This is a genomic window from Acidiphilium sp. PA (genome assembly GCF_026191915.1).
Taxonomy (GTDB): domain Bacteria; phylum Pseudomonadota; class Alphaproteobacteria; order Acetobacterales; family Acetobacteraceae; genus Acidiphilium.
In genome coordinates this window covers 33281-54902 of record NZ_JAIMBY010000008.1, presented here as the reverse complement: position 1 = coordinate 54902, position 21622 = coordinate 33281, and the positions used below count along the sequence as shown (strand labels likewise).

Sequence of the window (21622 nt, the reverse complement as noted above, 5' to 3'; positions counted from 1 at the left end):
GGATCAGTGATTCGGTACGACAGGATCGGGCAAATTGGGCGGCAGGATTTTGTTGTTGATCAACAGCGGTGTGCCATTGCGCAGCTTCATCTGACCGGCGACCACCACCTGCTCGCCGGCGGTCACGCCCTTGACCACCGAAACCTGATCGCCGCGCGCGCTGCCGAGTGTTACGAACACCTGGCGGGCTTGCAAGGATGGTTGTCTGGTTGTCTTGGCCTGGCCCGCAGCACCCGTTGCGGCGGAGTTGGGCGAATTTTTGTCCTTCACTGCCAGAAACACAGTATCGCCATAGGGATTGTAGGCGATTGCGGTCTGCGGCAGCGTAACGAGATTGTGCGGCGCACCGACATCGATTGCGACGCGGGCGAACATGCCAGGGCGCAGCTCGTTGTGCGGATTGTCCAGGGTCGCCCGAACCTGGATCATACGGGTGGTGGTGCTGACCGAGGAATCCAGCGCATCGATCGTGCCGGTGAACGGCGTGGCCTCGAAGGCGTTTACCGTGATCTTGATTTTCATTCCCGGATGGATGGTACGCAACGCGGCCTGAGGCAGATAGAAATCGATATCGATCGGGTTGAGGGTCTCAAGCGAGGCGATGGTGGTACCGGCCGCAAGATACTGGCCGAGATCGACTTGGCGGATGCCGATGCGGCCCGAAAACGGCGCGTAGATTTTCTTCTCTGCCATAAGCGCCTGCTGGCTTTTAACCTGGGCTTCGGCGCTGGCAAGATTGGCGCGATCGGTATCGACCGTCTGCATGCTCACGGCCTGGGCGTGGTACTGCGCGAGGTCACGCTGGTAGGTCACGCGGTCGAGCGAGGCGGTGGCCTGCAACTGGGCGAGCAGAGCATCGTCATTATTGGGCCGCAAGGTCAGGAGGAGCTGGCCTTTGTGGACGTCGTCGCCGGAATGGAAATCGATGGTTTGCACAATGCCCGCGATCTGTGCCGAGAGTGCTGCTCCCTGACGCGCGATAAGGGTGCCGGTCGCGGTTTCGTGCCGCTGGAATGGGGTTTTTTCCGCAATGATGGTCGCGACAGTTTGCGGCGGATTTTTTAGTTTGGCGAGGAACTTACCGATCATGATGTTGCGGAAGATGCCGAACCCAAAAATCATGAACAGGGCCACCCCCACCAGGAGGAGCATGATGACCATGCGCAGGATCGGGCGCGGCGGTTTCCCCGCGCGATGAGGGGTGGCACCGACCTGGCCGGCGGGTGTCGGTTCGAGCGCTTGCGCCGTCATGGCAGGACTCCACAGCAAGTTTCTACGTCTTTCGCGATATCCTCGCGGTGCCACCAGCCACCGCCGAGCGCCTGGAACAGGGCGGCGGTGTCGGCATAGCGCTGAGCGCTGGCCTTGATCCGGGCGATCGCTGCGGTTTGATAGGTCTGCTCAGCGGTGAGTACCGCGGTGTAGGGCGCGCCACCGAGACGGTACTGGTTTTCCGTAACTGCGAGGCTACGCTTGGCGGATTGCTGGTAGATCGTATCAGCGGCGAGGGTCGAGGCGTCGTAATGGAGGGCGAGCAGCGTGTCCGAGACGTTCTGAAAGGCAAGCACGACCGTATTCTGGTAGGTGGCAGCCGCGCTGCGCATGGTCGCAATCGCGGCGCGGCGCTTGAACAGGAGCGTGCCGCCCTGAAACAGGGGCTGCGTGATGCCGGATGCGAGACTCCACAGCAGGGTTTGCGGCGTGAAAAGCGAGGCAGCCGACAGGGCTTCGTGGCCGACGCTGCCGGTGAGCGTGATCTGTGGCAGCATGTTCGCCGTCGCAACACCGACCAATGCGGTATCCTCGTGCAGCACGGCACCGGCCTCGCGGATATCGGGCCGTTGGCGCACCAGCGCCGAGGGTAGGCTTACCGGCAGGTCATGCGGCAAAGTCAGATCGGCGAGGTTGAAATTATCCAGATGAAACTGGCTGGGCAGCACGCCTTCATAGGCGGCGAGCTGGTTGCGCTCCTGGGCGAGTTGGCTCTGCAATGGCGGCAACGTGGCGCGAGTCTGAGCGAGCTGGCTTTCCTGGGTCAGTTCGTTGGCCGCGGGAATGCCGCCGAGTGCCACCTGGCGGTGCAGAATGCTGAGCTCGTGCTCCTCCGCCGCGATAATCTGGTCGGTCGCCTTGATCTGCTCGACCAGCGAGGCATCGGTGACCGCGGCCGTGACGATGTTGGCGGTGAGCGAGAGGTATGCAGCTTCGAGCGCGAACCGCTGATCCTCGGCCTGGGCACCAAGATCTTCGACCTGACGGCGGACGCCGCCGAAAATATCCGGTGCATAAGAAACCGAGACCGAGGCGTTCAGCAGCGAGAACGGCGTGCTGCCGGTGCCGGTGGCCGTACTGCTGCCGGCGCCAATGGCGCCTGAGCCGCCGCTGGAAACACCGAACGGGCTGCGTTCCCGCGTCGCCTGAACACTTCCGCTCAGCGATGGGAAGAACGAACCTTGCTCGGCCCGGGCGGTATCGCGCGCTGCAAGTAAAGCGTTCTGCGCGGCGAGCAGGCTGGGGTTGTTGGCAAGAGCCGTGGCGATCAACTGGTCTAGCGGGCGAGAGTGGAATAAGCCCCACCAGTCACCCTCGATCGCCTGACCCATGACCAGGCGCTGCGCCGCGCCACCTTCAGCATGCGCAGTCGCCATGGCAGCGGGGAGTGCGTGCTCGGTGTAGCTCGTAACGCGCGGTGCCGCGGGCCGATGGTAATCCGGTCCGACGGCACAGCCGCTCAAAACCGAAATACAGAGCAGTGCCGGCCCGAACAGGCCGGACGAACGGCCGGAGCTTGATCGCACCGCCCGGCCCGTTGTTGAAAAATGATATGTCATGGCTGGTAATGATCGTGACGCGACAAAACGTTCGTGGCCCGAATTGGTGGTGCCAGCATCTGCGCGGCCAAGCCTCCTGAATTGCGGATTGGAAACTACCGAGTTTTCAGCGGTCCCGTCAAGCTGATCGGAACATGCGGCTCGGGCGCTTGAAATCAGGCTGGGTCTCTGCAATGTCTTACGAGGTCCGGGAAAGAACCAATGGATACCAACACAGCCGTTTCACGCGCACCGCGCCCGGGTTCGGGCGGTGGATCGCATCCAGCCTCCGCGCGCAGCATCGCCGATACGATCGAGCAACGTCGCGCGGCGCTGATCGCAGCGGCGGAGCAGGTGTTTGCCAAGCGCGGCTATCATGAAGCGACCATGGACGATGTGGCCGCCGCAGCCGGCATTTCGAAACGGACCCTGTACCAACTTGTACAATCAAAAGAAGAATTGTTCACCGCCCTGTTGGCCCAGCATCGCAAGCCATTCGATTTTTCGGTCGAGACAGTGGGACGGTCGATCGAGGATGTATTGCACGAAATGCTATCGGTCTGGGCGCGCCATGTGCTCAGCCCGTCAGTGGTGGCGCTGTTGCGGCTGATCATGGCGGAATATATCCACGGCACGACACTTTCGCGCCTGCTCGATCGCGAAAGTGCGAAACCCTGCCGTGACGCCTTACAATCCTATTTCAAATCCTGCTGCGCCGCCGGCACGCTGATGATCGCGGACCCCGATGAGGCAGCGCAAATGCTCTACGGAATGGTCATCGGTAATATTCATATCGAAATGTTGCTCGGTATCGGCAAGGCGCCCAGCCGGGCGGCGCTGGACGCCCGGATTACCCGGGCGGTGGCCCTGTTTCTGGCCGGGGCCTGGCCGCGCGGGTCAGCGCAAGTCGGCGAAGCGGTGGGCGAGGGATGAATCCGCGGGCGGTAGATTGCCCCACTGGGTGATTGCGTTGGTATCGAGCCATCGCTCGGACGCCGGGCGCAAGGCAGCGTAAATCGCGGCACATAGGCGCCGTGCGCCGGCACCGATCCAGGGCGAGGGCAGGAACGCGACTGGCAGGCGGGGGTCGCGCAGCATGATCCTGCGATAATCGTGGATGATCAGGGTGCGCGCCAGCATCGCATCGCGCGGGGTGAAGGCGGCGGCGATTTCGGCGATCGGGCCGAAGGATTCGATAAAATCTGTGTAAAGTGCCGCGAGCCCTTCGAGCCGCCATGCCTTGGTGGCGAGGCGCATGATGGTATCATCCGTCGCGGTTGCGGTGACGGCGAGGACGTTCGCCGCGACCGAGGGCGGCAGCGGGCGTTCGGGGGCAATCATGACGCCTTGCCATGCAACGAAACCAAGCCGGGTCAGACGGTTGCGCAGCGGCTCGCGCGCTTCACCGGCCTCGAGCAGGATCAGACTGAGCTGTTTGACCTGCGGGCGGCGGCTGGGGCCGAAGATATGGCGTGCGGCGCGGACGAATTCGCCGCGCCGCGCCGGACCGATCCCATAGAAGCTTGAACGGCTTTGCCGGCTGGCGACCAGCCAGCCGTCGGCGGCGAGCCGTGAGACGGCAGTGCGAACAACACCGGAACCGATATCCAGCCCCGCACAAAGGTCGAGAATGGTCGACAGGGCCACGGTGCCCCCGCGCGGCATGATCGCATCGCCCATCAGCGTCATGATCAGCGACCCGGTATGTGAGGGTTGCTCTTGCAATCGGAGCACTAGGGCGGCGAGATGGGGATTCATGTTACGATAACACCTCAATCCGCTGTTTTTGGCCAGTATGGTCGGTGGCGGATTGGGGCCTGACACGGAGAGATCATGGTCGGAGCCATCACGCTGCTGCTGGTATGCCAATTGCTCGGCACCATCATTGCCCATGCCGCGGGCTGGCCGATCCCCGGGCCGGTACTGGGGCTGGTGTTCTTGCTGGCGCTCCTCGTGTGGCGCGGTGGGCCATCGCCCGCGCTGCACGAGACATCCGGCGGGTTGTTGCGCCAACTTGGCTTACTGTTCGTCCCCGCGGGGGTCGGGATCGTGAACGAACTTCACGTGATCAGGATCGATGCGCTGGCAATTGCGGTGGCAGTGCCGGTTTCCACGCTGCTGGCGCTTGGAGTTACGGGCACGCTGATGCAGATTTTGACACGCGGAGAGCGCTGATGCGCGGTCTGGCGGGCAATGATTTGTATCATGTGTGGGTTTACCTGCAGAGCGGACCACAGCTGGGCCTCGTCGCGACTTTGTTGGTCTGGCAGGCCGCGACTTGGCTCGATCGGCGGACCGGCCATGCCGCCTGGTCCAACCCGATCATGATCTCGATCGCGGCGCTGGCGGTTCTGCTACTGGCAACCGGCACCTCGTACCGGGCGTATTTCCGAGGCGGGCAATATGTGCAGTTTCTGCTCGGGCCGGCCACGGTGGCATTGGCGGTGCCGATGTACGCAAATTTTGCCACGATGCGGCGAAATCTGGTGCCAATTCTGGTGGCGGTGACGGCCGGATCGGTCACGGCTTCGGTATCGGCCATGCTGCTTGCGCACGGGCTCGGCGCACCGCGTGATGTGGTGATTTCGATGGCGCCGAAATCGGTCACGACGCCGATTGCAATGGGCATTTCGCAGGACCTGGGCGGGATTCCCTCGCTGACTGCGATTTTCGTGCTGCTGACCGGCGTGTTCGGCGGCCTGGTGTGCATTCCGCTGTTTCGTCTACTGCGCATCGTGGACCGGCGGGCGCAGGGATTGGCTGGGGGCACGGGCGCACATGGTCTGGCCACGGCGCGCCTGTTGCTGGCGAGCGAAACCGCAGGCGCGTTCGGTGCGCTCGCGATAGGGCTGAACGGCCTGATCACCGCGATCCTGGTGCCGTTTCTGGTGCGGTGGTTAGGGTTTTGAACGACGTGCCGGGCTACTGACTTCTTCCACGCCACCAGTGGCGTGTTCGGGATGCGGCAGTCAGTGCAACGAGTGGCAAAACCGTACAATCCGGGCGCAGGCTTCCGCCAAGGCAGCATCGCCGGTTGCGGTGGAAAGGCGGATATGGCCGGACATCGCAAAAGCGGAGCCCGGCACCGTCGCCACCAGGGCTTCCTCGAGGAGAGCATTGGCCACATCATCGTCGTTCAGCAACCGACGGCCGGCCTGTGTCGTGCAGCCAAGCAGACCGGCGACGGCGGGGAAGGCGTAAAACGCGCCTTCAGGCTTGACGCAAGCGAGGCCGGGGGCATCCAGCAGTGCAGCTGCTACCAGATCGCGCCGGCGCCGGTAGATGGCGCGGCGTTCCGCCAGGATATCCTGTGGTCCATCAAGGGCCGCGACCGCGGCGGCCTGGCTGATGGTGGAGACGCCGGCAGTGGCCGTGCCCTGCACCAGACTCATTGCATTGAGCCAGTCGGCCGGTCCGGTGCAGAAACCGAGCCGCCACCCGGTCATTGCATAAGATTTCGACACACCACTCATGGTGACGATGCGATCCGCGAGATCCGGTGCGACCGCGGCGAGTGTCTGATAGGTGCCGTCAAAAATCAGGTGTTCGTAAATATCGTCGGAGATCACCAAGACGTGCGGATGCCGCCGCAGTACCGCACCAATCGCACTGAGCAGGGCACGATCGGCAACCGCACCGGACGGATTGTTGGGATAGTTCAGCAGCAGCAAGCGGGTTCGATCGGTAATGGCCGCGTCGAGCGCTGCCGGGTCGAGACGGAAGCCGCCGGCCGCCGGACCGTCGAGGAACACAGGTACCCCGCCGGCGAATTCGACGACCTGGATGTAGCCGGCCCAGCACGGCGCAGGGATAATCACTGCATCGCCGGCCTCGATCACTGACATGACGGCGTTATAGATTGCCTGCTTGCCTCCATTGGTGATCAGCACGTCCTTCGCAGTCACTCGCAACTGCTGTTCGCGGGCAAATTTGCGTGCAACCGCGGCTCGGCAGGCCTCGGTTCCGGCGATGGGCGGATATTTTGTCTCGCCCGCGTGGGCAGCACGGTGGGCCGCTTCGACGACATGCACGGGCGTGGGCAGATCGGGCTCACCGATCGACAGGGAAATTACGTCCTTGCCAGCGGCACGCAGGGCGCGGGCGCGGGCGGCCATGGCGAAGGTGGCGGCTGGTCTGGTGCGTTGGATGCGGGCGGTGAAGCGTGTCATGTGATCCGCAGGACCACAGACACGCCCTCAGATCAAGCGGCAGCCGAGAGTGCGACCGCGCAATACTCGTGCCAAGCGTACTGCAACGCGTCGCCGAGATTTTTGCCGAAGCGTGCCGCATCACACAGCGGGCTTTGCAAAACCTGCGCGCGCAGCCGCGCTCTCAGGGCAGCAAGAGCCGGCAGGTCGCTGGCCATCGCCACGGCACGTTCGATGTACTCATCCGGCGTGGTCGCCACACAGCCCTCGACCCCGACGTTCGATAAATGACTCACCGAATGGCGGGCCGCAAAAAAATCTCCGGCCAAAGTGATCACCGGAACGCCCATGTACAATGCCTCGCACGTGGTCAGGCCGCCGGAATAGGGATAGGGATCGAGCGCGATATCGATATCCCGATAGGACGCTATGAAAAGCTGATGCGATGCCTTTCCCTGAAGCGTCAGCCGCGATGACGGTAGTCCCAGCGCTTCGGCCCGCCCGATGAACCGTTCCAGTACCCGGGGTTCGGAGAATTGCGGACAGCGTAAATTCAATCGCGAGTCCGGCAGGCGTCCCAGCAACCGGGCCCAGAGTTCTAACGACGCATCGGTCAGTTTAGCCAGGTTATTCAGGCAGCCGAATGTCAGATGACCATTGGTCAAGGCGGGCAGCGCACTGACGTCTGCGGCTTGGGGCGGCGGCGTATAGCAAACATATCCATCCGGCATTCGAAGCAGTTTTTCGGTGTAGAACCGATCGTATCCTTCAGGCGTTTCCCAGCGGTCGCTGATCAGCCAGTCCATCGTCGGTACGCCCGAGGTTGAGGCCTGCGTTCCGACCCATTTGATCTGGACCGGCGCGGGCCGGTAGGCCACGATCGGCGTCCGCCCGCCATCGCCGATGCCGCTCAAGTCGATTAGAATATCGATATCCTGGGTGGCGATAAAGGCAGCCGCTTCGCGATCGGTCATAGCATCGATGTCGTGCCACGCGTCAACATGACGGGCGAAATCAGGCGCGAAAACGTCACTCGCCTCATAGTGGCCAAAACAATGCAGCGAAAACCTCGACCGATCGAGGGCTTTCAGACCCGCGAATGTCAGCCACGCCACGGGATGGAGCCGCAACGTGTTGGACAATAAGCCGACCCGCAAGGGTCGATCACGATCGACCATGGACATTGGACGCAGTCGCATCAACGGTGAGGCATCGCGTGGCAGGGCCTTACCGAGGGCCGACATTGCGTCGCGCAGGGATTCCGCGTTGGCATCGCTGCGATAAGGCAACAAGGCGCACTCCGATTGCAACGCCAGGCGTAAATCATTGGTCGCGCATTTCGCCGCATCGATATCACGGCGTGACCCTTCGAAATCGCCGAGCGCGGCTCTCAACGTGCCCCTGTTGAACAGCATCTGTGGTGGCAACGCGTCATCGCCGATCTGATTCATCAGGGCTTCGGCTTCGCCAAATCGATACAGGCGTGCCATCGCCACCGCCAGATCGTTCATCGTTACCGCGTCGCCAGGCAGCAGCCGAGCCGCTTCGCGCAGCAGAGGTTCCGCCATTTCAGGACGCATCGTGCCGAGATAAACCGCAGCCAGATCTTTCAGGACGACCACATCGTCAGGAAGCAGGATCGCCGCAGCCTCGAGCAAATCAGCTGCCTCATCGAATGCGCCACGCGAACTTGCCGCCCGCCCATCCAGCGCGAGCCGGACCCCGTCCGACCAGTCGGGTGGTGCGGCCACCTCATCCAAGCCGTATCGTCGCATCACATCCATCAAATCGACCGCATAGAGCAGGCAATTCGGTGCCAGTCGCCCCGCTTTCGCAAGCGCGTCCGCCGCCGCGACGCCTTGATCGAGCAGAGTCAGGGCGTATCCCAAGGCGTGCCAGACCTGATGTTGATCAGGCGCGACGTCGGCCGCTCGCTGCAACAATACAACGGCACTCTGGGGGCTTTCTGCGAGCGCGAGAACCCCGCGCGCCAAAAGGCTTTCGAACCGATTGGGATTACGCAGCAGCGCCGCATCGTATGCCGCAGTTGCCTCGACGCGCCGCCCCTCCCCGCGCCAACTCTGACCAATCCGCAACCAAGGTTCGTCCCAATCCGGCGCCATATCTGCTACCCGATGCATCAGGGCGCGCGCGTCTTCGCGCTCGCCCTGATCTTCAAGCAAGATGGCCCGGCTCAGCAGCGCGATCGGCAGTTCGAGCGCGGCGCCGATCACAGGGTCGGAGCGGCCGGCGTCAAGCATGACGTGGCAGATGTGCGGTCGATTTACCGAATAAGTCAGTCGCTTCGGTCCATCGACCGGATTTGACTGCCGACTGGATCGCGTAGATCCCGGTTTGCGCATCAGCCAAACCGCCAACCGTCATGGCCCTGATCTCGGTGTCGGCCGCATCAGTGTCGCTCGCTTCGAGCAATGCACCAATCAATGCGTTTCGCATCCCAACGCTATCACTCCCGGCTGCGATCGCGGCACGGATCATCGCAACCGCATCGGCGGGCGCCGCACGGGTCAGCGCAGTCAGGCTCGACATATCCGTCGGCATATCCGCCAACGCGTCGCGCAGGCAGATCGCGGCCTGTTCGGTTTGGCCGAGCTCCAGCAGTGCCTGGCCAAGGATTGACTTTGCCGATGGATTGGCCGGATCCGCGATGACTGCGTCGGCGGCCGCCAACGCGGCACCGACCATATCCCGGTTCTGGAAATTCAGCCGAGCGCGTAAGACGAGCAAAGGGGCATTATTCGGTGATTCGATTAGACCTTGGTCGATCGCTGACTTCGCCTCGGCAAGATTGCCGCGCGCAAGTGCAATTTCTAGTCTGAGGAGCGCGACATCGGCTTGGTCAGGACACAGTTTCTGCAGTGTCGGCAACAGCAAATTTGCAGCATTTATTTGTCCGCGACCAATGAGGCTGCGCACGCGCTGTACAAGACTTACTGAGAAATCCGGTGGTGATGTTTGGCTAATCACCGGCTGAGCGAGCGTATCGGAGAGTGCGGGCATCTTTTATGTCCTAACGATGTGTGTTGATGTTATGCGACGAGGCCTTGCGCCTTGACCGCCAGTGCGGCCAGATTATTCGATGAACTTGCCGAGGATCGAGCTGCGGATTGCTCGACGGCAAGATAACGATCCGCAAATGTCTGGACGAACTGAGGTTTCTGGAAATCCGAGACGTTCAACCCGTTGTTGATCGCCTGCTCTTGTGCGCTCAACGGCTGATAGGCGATTTGCTTGGGAATGCCCAAGGCGGTGGTGACCACCGATCGCATCACGGAATCACCAAGGATTTGTACGGCAGAGGTAAAATTCTTGGCATTCTGAATGAGGTAGAGCGCGTTGGACAATCCCGGTGTCTGCGCATCCAACGATTGCCGCCACAGCACCTCCGCATAGCCGTTGGTGATCGTGCTGATCGCGCTTGGCTGCTGGATGATTGCCAGACCCTTAGTGGCGAACTGGTAGGTCTGCGCCGTCGATAACCATTGTGAGTTCGTACCGGACAATTGATTGGCCAGAGACTTCGGGTCCGATGGGTTGGACATCAATGCCTTCTGCGCCAACGCCGTAAAACCCGCTTCGGAACCAAGCCCGTTGGCAGTGAGCAGTACGTTCAGAACCGTCGGATTGGCCAGAAGTTGTTTGACCGATGTCGCGCTTTTGACCGCCTTGGTGAAGGCGGCAATCTGGTGCTGAACCGCCGGTTGCAGCGACTCGGCCTTGATATCTTGGGTCTGATTGCGCTGTGCAACTTGCAAGGCCACGATCGGATTTTCCGAACTCGCGCCGGATGTGGCCGCAGAGATATTGCCTTGCGCGATGCTGATCAGCGAAGATGCGCTTGTCGCATTGCTCCCCGATCCGCCGATCGCTGAGAACAGCGTCGAAATATTGGTCGATAATCCAGCAAGACTAACCGACATGCCAGCCCCCCTCGTATCAGGTACGGCCGCTCAGGCCGTCGGCAAAATTGTCACCGATCGTCGCGATCGTTGTAAGATTGGGCTGATCCTGCTCAGCCATACGGATGACCGCATTAGCGACTGATACGATCTGGGCACGTAACGGCGCCGGCAAGGGATTCAACGGATCGAGATTCGCGGCCATGACGGTGCGCCATAATGTTATCGTACCAGCGAGCGCACGAGTGCGACTGAGATCGTCCGAAGCGCTGCGCAGCAGGGCACTGAAATGGCGAAAAACATCCGCATCCTGATCGCGCGGGCTGCGAAGCGCGGAGGCGGTGTCATAGGCTTTTAGCATGCGGGTAGATGAGGACATGTTTGATCCTTTTTGATCATTGATGGGTCTGCAGTACGGCGGCCTCGTGCCGCATGATGCGCCGTGCGAGTTTCAATGCCTCGTAACAGTCATCAGCTCGCGCAAAGGCCAGAGCCTTATCGAGAATTTCACGCGCCAAGGCCGAGGTCGTCACCGCCTTGAACTCCTCGATCAACTCCTGCGCATGCACAAGCGCGGCGTTGCGTTCATCCTCGGTGCCGATATAGGCGGTCTGCAGCGAGAAATAGATCCGCTTCGCCGGCGAATCGACTTCATCAGGCCGCAGGATCTGTTTGCCGAACATAAACCGCGCCTTCGCGGTCAGTTCGATGCGCGACTTCGTGCGGAATCTGATCGGGGCGCCGTTCAGCACCATGATATCGCCCTGACGAAGCTCGAGTACCAGCACGGACATTCTGTCTACCTCAGCTGAGCGGGGAAACGATCTCCGGCCCGCCGAAGCGGCCCGGAGATCACGCGGTAGGTTAGATCAGCTTCGTCAGCAAAGAAGGCGACTGATTGGCGATCGACAGCGCGGTAGTGGCAAGCTGCTGCTGAATCTGCAGCGACTGCAACTGCGCGGACTCCGCGGCCATGTTGGCATCGACCAAGGCGCCGAGCCCGTTGCTGAGCGCGTCCATCTTGTTCTGGTTGTAGGTTACCTGGTTGTTGATCTGGTTGGTCAGGTTACCATAGGTATTCATGTAGCCACCCATGGAGCTAACGGATGTGGTCATCTGGCCCGTTGCTGTGAGAAAAGCCTTGACCGTCGCGGCGTTGGTAGTGTTAGTGGTCAGGGAAGCGCCGATCGTGCTCAAAGACTTGTAGACGCTGTAAACACTTTGCGTCGTGATCGTCAGGGTACTGCCGTTCGCATCCGTCGCGACAGACAGACTCGTCCCGCTGAACTTCGCAATCGTGTTGCTCAGCGTCCCCGAAGCGCTACCGATCAAGCTTATGCCATTGTAGTTGGCGCCCGTGACGAACGAGGCGATGTTCTTCAGCTGCGACGTGAATTCCGACGCATATTGCGATCTCTGGCTGGACGACAGAGTCGAGCTCGACAGATTGACGAGCGTCTGATCCATGCTCTGCATCAGGTTGGAGATGTTGGTCAGCGCCGTACTGGTGGTCTGCACGAGACCTGACACGTCGCCAAGCTGCTGGTTGGCCGCGGTCAGGCCGGACATGGTGGTACGGACCGACTGGGCCACTGCGTATGCCGCTCCGTTGTCGGCCGCGCTGTTGACTGAATAGCCGGTCGAGACGGCGGTTTGCACCGTCTGCAGCGAAGAGTTGATCGAATTCAGGGTTTCGACGCCGACCATGGCGGCTGAATTTGTGATGATGGACGAGGAGACAATGCCGGACATAGTATTTTCCTTAGGTACGATTTATCAGATGATCTGCATTTTGCAGAGCTGACGCATATTGCGCCAAGGTTGTTAACGTCCGATGAATCAATATCACTCAGATATATTGAGTGAGCGACATTGTTTTCATCGCGGCGATCAATTGGTACGACGCCTGCAACTGGGTTTGCGTCGACGACAGATTGGCCAGTGTGCTTGTCATGTTGACTTGGTCGTAACCGGCGAGCTGTGTGGTCAGCGCCGTCGCTGTCTGTTGCAGCGTGGTCGCCTGCGTAGAGATCAGCGCCTGATTGTTACCGAGCGCTCCGGCATCGGACGCCATCGTATTGATGGCACTGGACAAGGTTTTGACCATGCTCGCCGCAAACCCGGCGAAATTCGCGCTGCCGGTCTGCGCAGTCGTAACGCTGCCGATCGCGGCAAGACTCGTCATGATGTCGTTCATGTACGAGCCGGTGGTGGTCGAGCCGGTCGATGCCGGGATCAGCGTGTTGGCATTGGCGACCAACCCCGTGGTAATCAGCGCACCGCCTGCACCGAGCACTTGTGGTGGTTGCAGCGTGCCAAGCGCGCTGTTAAACGGTGGCGTGGTCATACCAGATTGGAGAACTGCTGCGGCAGCATTCGGGTTGGATGTCAGACTTTGCACCGAAGTCTGAATACTGATGTAAAATGACGAGGACGTTATCGAATTCGGGTTCGATATCGGCGGCACGCTGCTGTTCTGACCGCTAAAGATATAGGTCGCGCCATCCTGTGTGTTGAGCAGATTGCCGATCTGGCTCAGCGCCTGACGCGCCATGGAAGCGGCGGTCAGCGCTCCCTGCGGTGTTGCCGCATTGACGGTCTGGAACTGCGACAGCACGTTCGATGCAATCTGGCTAATTGCAGTAATCGTGCTCTGCTGGACTTGCATCTGCCCCGCGACCGCGTTGAGATTGGTCACTGTGGCATTGATGCCGGCAATCTGCGGCGCGATCGACAAGGCGCCCGCCGCCGATCCCGGCGTTGCATTATCAAGCCCCGCGTAGGTACCGGCGACGTATCCGGTGGTCGATTGCGTGGTCAACTGGTCGAGCTTGGCCGATGTTCCCGAGGCATCGGCAATCAATTGTTGCATTAATCCATAGGTGCCGCCGGTGATGCCGGAAATGGAACCGCTCATGAAATCATGGCCTCCTGGGCTGCCCACATCTGCTGGGCGATGGTGACGACCTTGGCATTCGCTGCATAGGCGTTCTGCAGCGTGACCAGCAGGCCCATCTGTTGATCGATGCTGACGCCGCTGGTGGAAGATGCCTGGTTGGTCAAGGCGGTGGATAGCGAGGCAGCCGCGGTGCTGGCGGTCTGGGCGTTGCTACTAAGGGCTGCCTGATTGGCGGTCACATTGCTCGCCGCCGTCGAGAGGGTTCCGCCCGGCGCCGTGGCCGGGCTGCTTAAGATTGCGCTGATCACGCCAGTGAACCCGGTGGCACCAGTGGGGTTCAGCGCGCTGGCCGGCGTGCCATCCCGCACGAGCGATGGCGTCGCGGCGACTTGCGGATTGACGGCAATGACACTGGCGAAGCCGGACGCTGTTGAGGGCACATTGCCGGACGGATCGGAAAACAGGGTGAGACCGGTAGCGGCAAAGCCGCTTGCCAGCGATTGGGCGAAACGATCGAGGTTGGATTGTAGTCCCGGCAGCGTGGTCGTCGCTAGCTGCAGGCCGGCGCCGATCGATCCAGCGGTGAACGTGCCAGTGACGATCTGGCTGCCGAGCGTAATGATCGGCGGGTTGCCGCTCGCTTGGAACGTCCCGGCACCGGCCGTTGGCAGTTGCTGGCCGGAGGGCGTGTACAGCGAAATCGCTCCATCGGGCTGCAGGATGGATTTGGCACCGGTGAGCGAGGCGATGGTCTGCACCAGGGCGTCGCGTTGGTTCTTCAGATCGGCCGTGCTTTTGCCCTGCTGGCTCAGGCTGATGATCTGGTTATTAAGCGTCCCGATCTGGGTCAGCGACGTGTTCAACGATGTTATACCGGCGGCGACTCCGTTCGCAGCCGTCTGCGTCGCATTGCCGATCGCGCTTGAAATCGCGTTCATCTGGCGCGCGAGCGTTTGCGCGCTGGAGACAACGGTGGATTGCTGCACCGTGTTGGCCGGATTGGTCAGCAGCGTGGCAAAGCCCGCTTGAAGATTGCCGAGCAGACTCGACAGATCGTTGCCCTGACCCGGCGTGCCCATCACCTGATCGATGCCGGACAAGGACTGAGCCGTGGTTTGCTGAAACGACTGATTGCCGACCGCGGCGTTGACCTGCGCCTGCATGCTGGCGTTGACCAACTGGGTCGCCGGTCCGCTGATCACCCCGGTACCCAGGCCCTGCACGGATGTCGCGGTCAGCGTTGCCGCTTCGGCCGAATAGCCGGCGGTGTTCGCATTGGCGATATTCTGCGACACCACCGCCAGTTGCGCTTGGATCGCGGCGAGGCCGCTATTGGCGATTGAAAGTCCGCTTGCGATGCTCATGACGATGATTATCCGCTTAAATAGTTACTGAACCATGTTCACGACTGTAGTTAGTAACTGCTGCGCCGTGGTGATCACCTTGGAATTGGCGGTATAGGCCTGCTGCGCGGTGATCAGGTTGGTGAACTGGGTCGCGATATCGACGTTGGAGCTTTCGGTCGAGCCGGTGACCAGCGCATTTCCGTTGCTGCCAATCGGGTTGATCGTTGCGGACCCGGACCCCTGGCTCGCTGTATAGATCTGACCGCTCTGGTTTTGCAGTGCATCCGGCGCATCGAATGTCGCGATCGGGATCTGGGCGACAGCCTGGGAGAAGCCGTTATTGTAATTGACGGTGATGTTGCCTTGTGTGTCGATCGAGAGATTGGAAAAATTGCCGGGCGGCGTGCCGTTCTGCGAAGCGCCCTGGAGATTGAGGCTGGTACCTGCATACTGCGTCAGCCCGGCGGTGCCACCGAACGTGCCGAAATCGAGCGCGATATTCTGGGTGCCGTTGCCGAAATTGGCAGGAATCGTCAAAGTTGCCGGTTTCCCGGCTGTATTGGCCGATGCCGCAGCATTGGTGGTGGTGGTACTCAAAGCGCTCAACGTCCCATTGCTGCCGAACGTCATGCTCGCGGTCGCGATCGGGGCGGCAGCGGTACTCGCGCCAAGATCACCAGGCGCATAGGCGGCCATATTCCATTGGTTGGTACCCGTCTGCGTCCAACTCAGATTGAGCTGCTGCAGATTGCCGAGTGAATCGTAAATATCGACCTGCGTATTGACCGGCGATGTCGCAGGCGTCGTCGGTAGGGAGGCGGATAAACTGACGCTGCTCGTCGCCACCGGCGGTGTGGTGGCCTGAGAAATCTGGATCGGCGCGAGGGACGAGGTGTTGACGATACCGGTTGCGGTGTCGATCGGCCAGGCGTTCAGATAGGCGCCCGCGCTGTTAACAAGGTAACCCTGCTTGTTCAACGTGAAATCGCCCGCCCGGGTATAGTATTGCTGACTTTGAAAACTTTGCGTCGTACCGCCAGCTGTGGCACTGGCCGCAGGCTCGCTGACGTTGAAAAAACCTTGTCCACTAATTGCCAGTGCCAGAGGGTTGGTGCTTTGCGTGACCGTTCCCTGCACTGTGTTGGTGTAGCTCGGCCGGGCGATTACCGAGTCGGCACCGTTGCTGCTAGGTGAACTCTGAACCAGATAATTTATGAAATTGGTGTCGACCCCTTTGTAGCCGGTGGTCTGGCTGTTGGCGATGTTATCGCTGATATTGGTGAAGGCGCTGGACTGCGCCTGCATGCCACTGACCGACGTATCCAATGCACCAAAAATCGACATTCTGTCCTCATTGCTGGAATAGTAGCGGTTTTGTGTTCCGATCTCACGAGATCGCGTTAGTGAAGGGGGAACGTAGAACCGTATCTGCAGGAACCATGCCAGCATTCCACAAGACTAGTTTGGCTGTTATGTGGGCGGAAAAACATCAGTCGACCCGGCAGATTTCGCCGAGCTAACTATAATGACCCGGCAAAAAATGCCGTACCGCCTTGATGCGTATACTGGTTTATTACCAAATTCGAACGATTGCGTCCCGGTCAACGGTAAAAATCTGACTGGCAGGGATCTTGCAAAGCGTGCGACATGACTGGTCTCTCCGCAGCATCCAATACGTTTGTTTCTACAGGTCCCGTAAAACCGGCTCCAACCTCCGTCGCCCAAACGTCGGGGCCATCTGCGGCAACGCCGGCCGGTGCGACACCTGTCACCCCAGGCACAGCGATCCCGCTCAAAACCGCCGGGCCATTTGGCGAAGCGCTCTCGGCTGCCTATCCGGCCAAGGCAATCGTTGCCGATACTAAAAACACTTCCGCACAAGCTGTTGCACCAGGGATGCCGGTATCGGGATCAAGCCTCAACGCACCAGAAAGACTGGCGCCGGCCCGCCCACCGGTCGCTGCCGGCACCAATGCCACGCTTTACGACGCGCTCAGCAGTACGACGGACCCGCAGGCCGCGGGTTTAAACGCTGCGGGTCATCATAGATCAGCCGGCAATCCCGCGCCGGGGGCTGATAAGACGAAAGCAAAACCAGTAACCACCCAACCCGCACTGGTGAATGGGGCTCCAACCGTGGCGAGCACGCCCCCGCCCGTTGGATCACTGCCTGCTCCATCGCCGGCAGAAACAGCGCCTTCCAACGCAGCCCAGTGTATAGCACCGCAAATAATGGCTTCCACGCCTGCCGCAGCAATTCAGCCCGCGGCACTACCGACGATCGACCGGGTTGACGTGCCAGGACGCGCCCCAGCCCGGACTGCATCGCGCGGCTCAAACCTATGTCTGTCGAGTCTACCCGCACCCGCCGCAACAGCAATCGGAATACCGGCGGCGACAAACGCGGTACCAGCCACGATATCGTACCCGGGCTCTGCTATTCCGGCAGGCACAGCGACCACCCCGGTCGCCAGCCAGGGGGCGCCAGTGCCGGTAACGACGCAGGCTTCGGTCACGGGCCAGAGCAACCCCAGCACCGGGACCATTATGCCGCGCGACCACGCCGGCAACCCTGTGGCAACATCTGCGTCGAAGGTCACCGCACCGCACTTGCCGAGCGTATTGGCCGCTGGGTCGAGCTTCGGGGGTGCGCCAACCATTGGGGCGGTGGCAGGCTTTCCGTCAGACGGCGCTCCGCCGCCTCTGCTTGGAGCCCCAACACCCGCTGCAGCATGGCACCCAGCGACGCAGCAGATCGCGAGTGCAATGGTCGGCGTTGGTACTCTTACTGCCGATACCGGGGGCACCCGGCTCCTGATCGCGATGACACCACCCGCGATCGGCATGGTCAGTATCCAGATCGACCGTGCTACCGACGGCACGTCGGCGATTGCAATTGCCGCGACCCATCCAACCACTTTGGCGGCGCTGCAGAACGATCATGCCGGCCTCGACCAGATGCTGACCTTGGCCGGTCTTCCAACAGATCATCGGAACGTGACATTTCATCTCGACCCACCCCGCGTCGATGGCGGCGGCAATGGCGGCTCGGCGTCATCACAGGCCGGCACCAATCAAGGCGGCGGATCATCAGGGCATGGGGCGGAGCGTCAATCAGACGGTCACCAAGCACAGGGCAGTACGCAAGCCTACGATCGCCGCGGCCAGACCGCATCGCATGCGCCCGAAACCCCTGCGATCGCCGCGAGCATACCACCGTCCACCATTCAGATGCGCCGCTTCGGCGTGAACATGATGGCCTGAGAAGGTCATGGCAAAATCAAAGGAACCGCAAAAATGTCCGGCACGATCGCTTCTGTCGCTTATCAGCAAAGCCAATTGACCGCTGCGGCCAACGCGGCTGCCGCAGGTTTGACCAACACGGGGGCGAGCGCAAACGGTGCGGCGGCCGGCAGTACGAGTTCGCCGACCGGTTCGCCAGCCGGAAGTACCGCCTCGACGACTTCAAGCAGCGGCGGCGCTCTCGGCGCGCTCGCGAACAATTACAATGATTTCCTGACAATGTTGACGACCCAACTGAAAAACCAGGACCCTTCAAGTCCGATGGACTCCAGCCAATTCACCTCGGAACTCGTGCAGTTTTCGAGCGTGGAGCAACAGATCAACACCAACTCAAGCCTTGGACAGCTTATCCAACTGACCCAAGCCGGCGACCTCACACAGGCAAGTGCGATGCTGGGCAGTCAAGTCACCGCGACATCCAGCCAGGTTCCATTACAGAACGGCAAGGCCAGCCTGAGTTTCAACGCCCCGGCCGCCGAACCAGTCGCGATCGCTGTCTACAATGGCGCCGGCACCCAGATTTTGGATACCGCGCTGACCGCGACCCAAGGCAGCAACACATGGAACTGGAACGGCAAGGACGCCAGCGGTACCACCGTGCCGGATGGCGCTTACACCGTAGCCGTCATGGGTCAGGGCACCAATGGCACCCCAACCGCGCTGCCTTTCACAGTCACCGGCACGGCAACCGGGGTTAGCAGCAGTGGAAATGCCGTCAAGTTGAACCTCGGCACCCTATCCGTCCCATTCACAGCGGTGACAAGCGTGACCAAAGCAGGCTCAACCGCGGGTGGTTGACGGCGGTCATTCCTTGTCGTGGAAACAATGAGTGCCATGGGTAACCGCAGCCCCCGCCCGCAGTGCGGCTGTCACCATGATGGTTTCGGCCAACTCGGAGTCCGTCGCGCCGGCGGCACGCGCCTTGCCGACGTGAATGTCGATGCAATAGGGGCATTGGGTCGTATGCGCGACAGCAAGAGCGATCAATTCCTTATATTTTAACGGCACTGCGCCATCTGCCATCGCGGCCGCATCGAATGCCACGAATGCCTGCATCGCTACCGGGGCATGGGAACCGATGGTGGCAAGATGTTTGATGTGCTTCATATCATACATGGCGCAGCCTCCTGTTTTTGTTGGTTGGATTGTCCATCGATACCGGATCGCACGACGTCCGGGTCGACCGTGAACGAGTTTATGCGGCAAAGCGCTTATGTCAATTGAACCCAGCATAGCCACGATAGCAACTAATTGAAGGCCTGATGCCGTCGCCCGGCCAGGCTGTTGTGAGACATAGCTCGAGTCTGCCGCCGCGCGGCATTCCCATCGCCTCCCGCCGACTTACGCCTCCCAACCCCGAAAAATCGAACAGCGACCAAGATCGGGCAATCCAGCCCCGGTCCGGAATCCGCCGAGGCCCGCGACCCGGAGGACCGCAGCATGAAAGCCGCCCGACGCGGCATAACCGTCTTTTGATCCAGTTGAGCAGACCAAGCTTGCCACCGCCGTCAGTAAAGGCCGTCCAAGCAGAAAACAGTACCGAGGAGATGGTCCAACATGCTCAAATCGCTAAGAAAATCTGGAGCGGGCGAAGGGATTCGAACCCTCGACCCCAACCTTGGCAAGAGGCGGTAGAGCCTACGCCTTACTTCGATATGCTCCGCTGCGCTCGATTTTTCCACATAAAATCAATGAACTAATTTCCCCCTGCTTCGCCAGCCTGCGCTCCACTTTTCTCCCTCCTGCTTACCTGGTGCTTACCCGCATGCTAAGGTGCCATCCGGGTAAGCAGATCAGAGGAGGCAATCGATGGCAAGAATCACAAAGCGACTTGTGGATGCCCTTCGCCCCAAGAAAGCCGGCCCGAGCGATCTCGATGTCACAAGAGCCCGCTACGCCGGCCGCGCCTCAAAGAAGGACGTCGTCGCTTGGGACGACGAGCTGCGCGGCTTTGGCATTCGCTTCAAGCCGACCGGCGCAGGCGCCTACATCATCCAGTACCGAAACGCTGAGGGCAGGAGCAAACGCCTGACACTCGGCTCTGTGGCCGAATTGACTGCCGAGGAAGCCCGCAAGCTCGCTCGCAGCAAGCTCAGCGGCGTCGCTCAGGGAGGCGACCCCGTCGAGGAAAAACGCGCGGCGCGCACCGCTCCCACGGTGGCAGAGATCTGCGATTGGTATCTCGAAAAGGCAGAGAGCGGTGAACTGCTCGGACGCCGCCGCCGGCCGATTGCCCCGAAGACCCTGGCCCTCGACCGCAGCCGGATCGAGACGCACGTCCGCCCACTCCTTGGCGATCGCAAGGTCGAGAGCGTGTCGCTGGCGGATATCGAACGCTTTCAGGCCGATGTCGTCGCCGGCAAGACGGCGAAGCCTCGGAAGGGCCGCGGCGGGATAACCACCGGTGGCGCCGGCGTCGCAGGACGTACGGTTGGGATGCTGCACACGATCTTCGAACAGGCGACCCGCCTGCATCTCATCAGCCATAACCCGGCAAAGGGCGTCCGAAAGGTCAGCACCGACAACAAAGTCGAACGGCGCCTGTCGCTGGGAGAGATCGCCCTGCTCGGGAGGGCGATCCGGCAAGCCGACGAGGAAAGCCCGGTCGCGCTCGCGGCGATCCGCCTCATGCTCCTCACCGGGTTTCGTCGAATGGAGGTCCTGACGCTGGAGCGGGGCTGGATCGATCCGGAAGCCGCATGCGTGCGTTTTCCGACGACCAAGAGCGGCGCCCAGCTCCGTGCCATCGGTCAGCCAGCCCTCAAGTTGCTGCTCAGCCAACCCGGCGGCCAGAACGAGAACCTATACGTCTTTCCCGCCGAGGTCGGCGACGGCCATTTCGTCGGCGTCGTCCGGATTCTTCAGCGGCTCTGCCTGGCCGCCAAGCTCAAGGAAGTCACCCCGCACGTGCTTCGGCACACCTTCGCCAGCGTGGCCGGAGACATGGGCTTTTCCGAGCTGACGATCGCGGGCTTGTTGGGCCACACCGGGCGAGGCGTTACCCAGCGCTATGTCCACCTCGACAAGGCTTTGCTTCTGGCGGCCGACAAGGTCGCCGAGGAGATCGAGCTCGCCCTGGATACCGCCGCTGAACGGCGGTCAACGCGGCCGTCGGCAAAAGGGGGGCGCCATGTCGAGTTCGCTTGAAAGATATAGTCCCAAGAGCTATATTTTGGCTATGTCCGGTCGGCCCTGC

The 21622-nt window shown here is 61.1% G+C and carries 21 protein-coding genes; 6 read left to right on the top strand and 15 right to left on the bottom strand.

The window, feature by feature from the left end:
- Nucleotides 1–3: 3 nt before the first annotated feature.
- Nucleotides 4–1251: an efflux RND transporter periplasmic adaptor subunit gene (locus tag AruPA_RS11460; protein WP_265636839.1), complete on the bottom strand. Its 1248-nt coding sequence runs from the start codon at nt 1249–1251 to the stop codon at nt 4–6.
- Entirely contained in the window at nt 1248–2831 is a 1584-nt protein-coding gene (locus tag AruPA_RS11455; protein WP_265636838.1) for an efflux transporter outer membrane subunit, read from the bottom strand. The genes AruPA_RS11460 and AruPA_RS11455 overlap by 4 nt, the downstream gene beginning before the upstream one ends.
- 201 nt (nt 2832–3032) lie before the next feature.
- Here AruPA_RS11455 and AruPA_RS11450 point away from each other — a divergent pair, with 201 nt between their 5' ends.
- Nucleotides 3033–3743: a TetR/AcrR family transcriptional regulator gene (locus AruPA_RS11450; protein WP_265636837.1), complete on the top strand. Its 711-nt coding sequence runs from the start codon at nt 3033–3035 to the stop codon at nt 3741–3743.
- On the opposite strand, the gene AruPA_RS11445 is transcribed toward AruPA_RS11450, so the two are convergent.
- Nucleotides 3708–4568 (bottom strand): PaaX family transcriptional regulator C-terminal domain-containing protein, encoded by an 861-nt coding sequence (locus tag AruPA_RS11445; RefSeq protein WP_265636836.1) that lies wholly within the window; start codon nt 4566–4568, stop codon nt 3708–3710. The genes AruPA_RS11450 and AruPA_RS11445 overlap by 36 nt on opposite strands.
- 75 nt (nt 4569–4643) lie before the next feature.
- Between AruPA_RS11445 and AruPA_RS11440 the strand changes: the two genes are divergently transcribed.
- On the top strand, nt 4644–4985 hold the full coding sequence (locus AruPA_RS11440; RefSeq protein ID WP_265636835.1) for a CidA/LrgA family protein: 342 nt from the start codon (nt 4644–4646) through the stop codon (nt 4983–4985).
- Nucleotides 4985–5719, top strand: a complete 735-nt coding sequence (locus tag AruPA_RS11435) for an LrgB family protein (protein ID WP_265636834.1) — start codon at nt 4985–4987, stop codon at nt 5717–5719. Before AruPA_RS11440 ends, AruPA_RS11435 begins: the two co-directional genes overlap by 1 nt.
- Before the next feature lie 60 nt (nt 5720–5779).
- On the opposite strand, the gene AruPA_RS11430 is transcribed toward AruPA_RS11435, so the two are convergent.
- From AruPA_RS11430 to AruPA_RS11380, 11 genes are all read right to left on the bottom strand, one after another.
- Nucleotides 5780–6979 (bottom strand): pyridoxal phosphate-dependent aminotransferase, encoded by a 1200-nt coding sequence (locus tag AruPA_RS11430; RefSeq protein ID WP_265636833.1) that lies wholly within the window; start codon nt 6977–6979, stop codon nt 5780–5782.
- A 32-nt stretch (nt 6980–7011) separates the two neighbouring features.
- Entirely contained in the window at nt 7012–9219 is a 2208-nt protein-coding gene (locus AruPA_RS11425; RefSeq protein ID WP_265636832.1) for a hypothetical protein, read from the bottom strand.
- Complete coding sequence (locus AruPA_RS11420; protein ID WP_265636831.1) at nt 9212–9979, bottom strand: lipopolysaccharide assembly protein LapB; 768 nt, start codon at nt 9977–9979, stop codon at nt 9212–9214. Before AruPA_RS11420 ends, AruPA_RS11425 begins: the two co-directional genes overlap by 8 nt.
- Nucleotides 9980–10008: 29 nt before the next feature.
- A complete protein-coding gene (locus AruPA_RS11415) occupies nt 10009–10899 on the bottom strand; it encodes a DUF1217 domain-containing protein (protein WP_265636830.1) in 891 nt (296 codons plus the stop codon).
- 16 nt (nt 10900–10915) lie between these two features.
- Nucleotides 10916–11239 (bottom strand): flagellar biosynthesis regulator FlaF, encoded by a 324-nt coding sequence (locus AruPA_RS11410; RefSeq protein WP_265636829.1) that lies wholly within the window; start codon nt 11237–11239, stop codon nt 10916–10918.
- 34 nt (nt 11240–11273) lie between these two features.
- A complete protein-coding gene (locus AruPA_RS11405; protein ID WP_265636828.1) occupies nt 11274–11672 on the bottom strand; it encodes a flagellar biosynthesis repressor FlbT in 399 nt (132 codons plus the stop codon).
- Between the two features lie 70 nt (nt 11673–11742).
- Nucleotides 11743–12630 (bottom strand): flagellin, encoded by an 888-nt coding sequence (locus tag AruPA_RS11400; protein WP_265636827.1) that lies wholly within the window; start codon nt 12628–12630, stop codon nt 11743–11745.
- 97 nt (nt 12631–12727) lie between these two features.
- The gene (locus AruPA_RS11395) at nt 12728–13795 is read right to left on the bottom strand and encodes a flagellin (protein WP_265636826.1); all 1068 of its coding nucleotides are present in this window, start codon (nt 13793–13795) and stop codon (nt 12728–12730) included.
- On the bottom strand, nt 13792–15141 hold the full coding sequence (flgK, locus tag AruPA_RS11390) for a flagellar hook-associated protein FlgK (RefSeq protein WP_265636825.1): 1350 nt from the start codon (nt 15139–15141) through the stop codon (nt 13792–13794). The genes AruPA_RS11395 and flgK overlap by 4 nt, the downstream gene beginning before the upstream one ends.
- 24 nt (nt 15142–15165) lie before the next feature.
- Nucleotides 15166–16467 (bottom strand): flagellar hook protein FlgE, encoded by a 1302-nt coding sequence (gene flgE, locus AruPA_RS11385; protein WP_265636824.1) that lies wholly within the window; start codon nt 16465–16467, stop codon nt 15166–15168.
- A gap of 914 nt (nt 16468–17381) precedes the next feature.
- Nucleotides 17382–17783, bottom strand: coding sequence for a hypothetical protein (locus AruPA_RS11380; protein ID WP_265636823.1), 402 nt, complete (start codon nt 17781–17783; stop codon nt 17382–17384).
- A gap of 106 nt (nt 17784–17889) precedes the next feature.
- Here AruPA_RS11380 and AruPA_RS11375 point away from each other — a divergent pair, with 106 nt between their 5' ends.
- A complete protein-coding gene (locus AruPA_RS11375) occupies nt 17890–18387 on the top strand; it encodes a hypothetical protein (protein ID WP_265636822.1) in 498 nt (165 codons plus the stop codon).
- Between the two features lie 33 nt (nt 18388–18420).
- Nucleotides 18421–19224: a flagellar hook assembly protein FlgD gene (locus tag AruPA_RS11370; RefSeq protein WP_265636821.1), complete on the top strand. Its 804-nt coding sequence runs from the start codon at nt 18421–18423 to the stop codon at nt 19222–19224.
- A 6-nt stretch (nt 19225–19230) separates the two neighbouring features.
- On the opposite strand, the gene AruPA_RS11365 is transcribed toward AruPA_RS11370, so the two are convergent.
- A complete protein-coding gene (locus tag AruPA_RS11365) occupies nt 19231–19542 on the bottom strand; it encodes a carboxymuconolactone decarboxylase family protein (protein ID WP_265636820.1) in 312 nt (103 codons plus the stop codon).
- 693 nt (nt 19543–20235) lie between these two features.
- On the opposite strand from AruPA_RS11365, the gene AruPA_RS11360 reads away from it, so the two are divergent.
- Nucleotides 20236–21573: a site-specific integrase gene (locus AruPA_RS11360; protein ID WP_265636819.1), complete on the top strand. Its 1338-nt coding sequence runs from the start codon at nt 20236–20238 to the stop codon at nt 21571–21573.
- The last annotated feature ends 49 nt before the right edge of the window (nt 21574–21622 follow it).

Bases quoted from the DNA above. Each gene is read 5' to 3' on its own strand.
- AruPA_RS11455 (WP_265636838.1), bottom strand. From the start codon at position 2,831: ATGACATATCATTTTTCAACAACGGGCCGGGCGGTGCGATCAAGCTCC.
- AruPA_RS11395 (WP_265636826.1), bottom strand. From the start codon at position 13,795: ATGAGCGGTTCCATTTCCGGCATCACCGGCGGCACCTATGGATTAATG.
- AruPA_RS11445 (WP_265636836.1), bottom strand. From the start codon at position 4,568: ATGAATCCCCATCTCGCCGCCCTAGTGCTCCGATTGCAAGAGCAACCC.
- AruPA_RS11440 (WP_265636835.1), top strand. From the start codon at position 4,644: ATGGTCGGAGCCATCACGCTGCTGCTGGTATGCCAATTGCTCGGCACC.
- AruPA_RS11410 (WP_265636829.1), bottom strand. From the start codon at position 11,239: ATGCTAAAAGCCTATGACACCGCCTCCGCGCTTCGCAGCCCGCGCGAT.
- AruPA_RS11415 (WP_265636830.1), bottom strand. From the start codon at position 10,899: ATGTCGGTTAGTCTTGCTGGATTATCGACCAATATTTCGACGCTGTTC.
- flgE (WP_265636824.1), bottom strand. From the start codon at position 16,467: ATGTCGATTTTTGGTGCATTGGATACGTCGGTCAGTGGCATGCAGGCG.
- AruPA_RS11375 (WP_265636822.1), top strand. From the start codon at position 17,890: ATGGTCGGCGTTGGTACTCTTACTGCCGATACCGGGGGCACCCGGCTC.
- AruPA_RS11365 (WP_265636820.1), bottom strand. From the start codon at position 19,542: ATGTATGATATGAAGCACATCAAACATCTTGCCACCATCGGTTCCCAT.
- AruPA_RS11430 (WP_265636833.1), bottom strand. From the start codon at position 6,979: ATGACACGCTTCACCGCCCGCATCCAACGCACCAGACCAGCCGCCACC.
- AruPA_RS11435 (WP_265636834.1), top strand. From the start codon at position 4,985: ATGCGCGGTCTGGCGGGCAATGATTTGTATCATGTGTGGGTTTACCTG.
- AruPA_RS11400 (WP_265636827.1), bottom strand. From the start codon at position 12,630: ATGTCCGGCATTGTCTCCTCGTCCATCATCACAAATTCAGCCGCCATG.
- flgK (WP_265636825.1), bottom strand. From the start codon at position 15,141: ATGAGCATCGCAAGCGGACTTTCAATCGCCAATAGCGGCCTCGCCGCG.
- AruPA_RS11460 (WP_265636839.1), bottom strand. From the start codon at position 1,251: ATGACGGCGCAAGCGCTCGAACCGACACCCGCCGGCCAGGTCGGTGCC.
- AruPA_RS11360 (WP_265636819.1), top strand. From the start codon at position 20,236: ATGGCAAGAATCACAAAGCGACTTGTGGATGCCCTTCGCCCCAAGAAA.
- AruPA_RS11370 (WP_265636821.1), top strand. From the start codon at position 18,421: ATGTCCGGCACGATCGCTTCTGTCGCTTATCAGCAAAGCCAATTGACC.
- AruPA_RS11450 (WP_265636837.1), top strand. From the start codon at position 3,033: ATGGATACCAACACAGCCGTTTCACGCGCACCGCGCCCGGGTTCGGGC.
- AruPA_RS11380 (WP_265636823.1), bottom strand. From the start codon at position 17,783: ATGGTTGGCGCACCCCCGAAGCTCGACCCAGCGGCCAATACGCTCGGC.
- AruPA_RS11425 (WP_265636832.1), bottom strand. From the start codon at position 9,219: ATGCTTGACGCCGGCCGCTCCGACCCTGTGATCGGCGCCGCGCTCGAA.
- AruPA_RS11420 (WP_265636831.1), bottom strand. From the start codon at position 9,979: ATGCCCGCACTCTCCGATACGCTCGCTCAGCCGGTGATTAGCCAAACA.
- AruPA_RS11405 (WP_265636828.1), bottom strand. From the start codon at position 11,672: ATGTCCGTGCTGGTACTCGAGCTTCGTCAGGGCGATATCATGGTGCTG.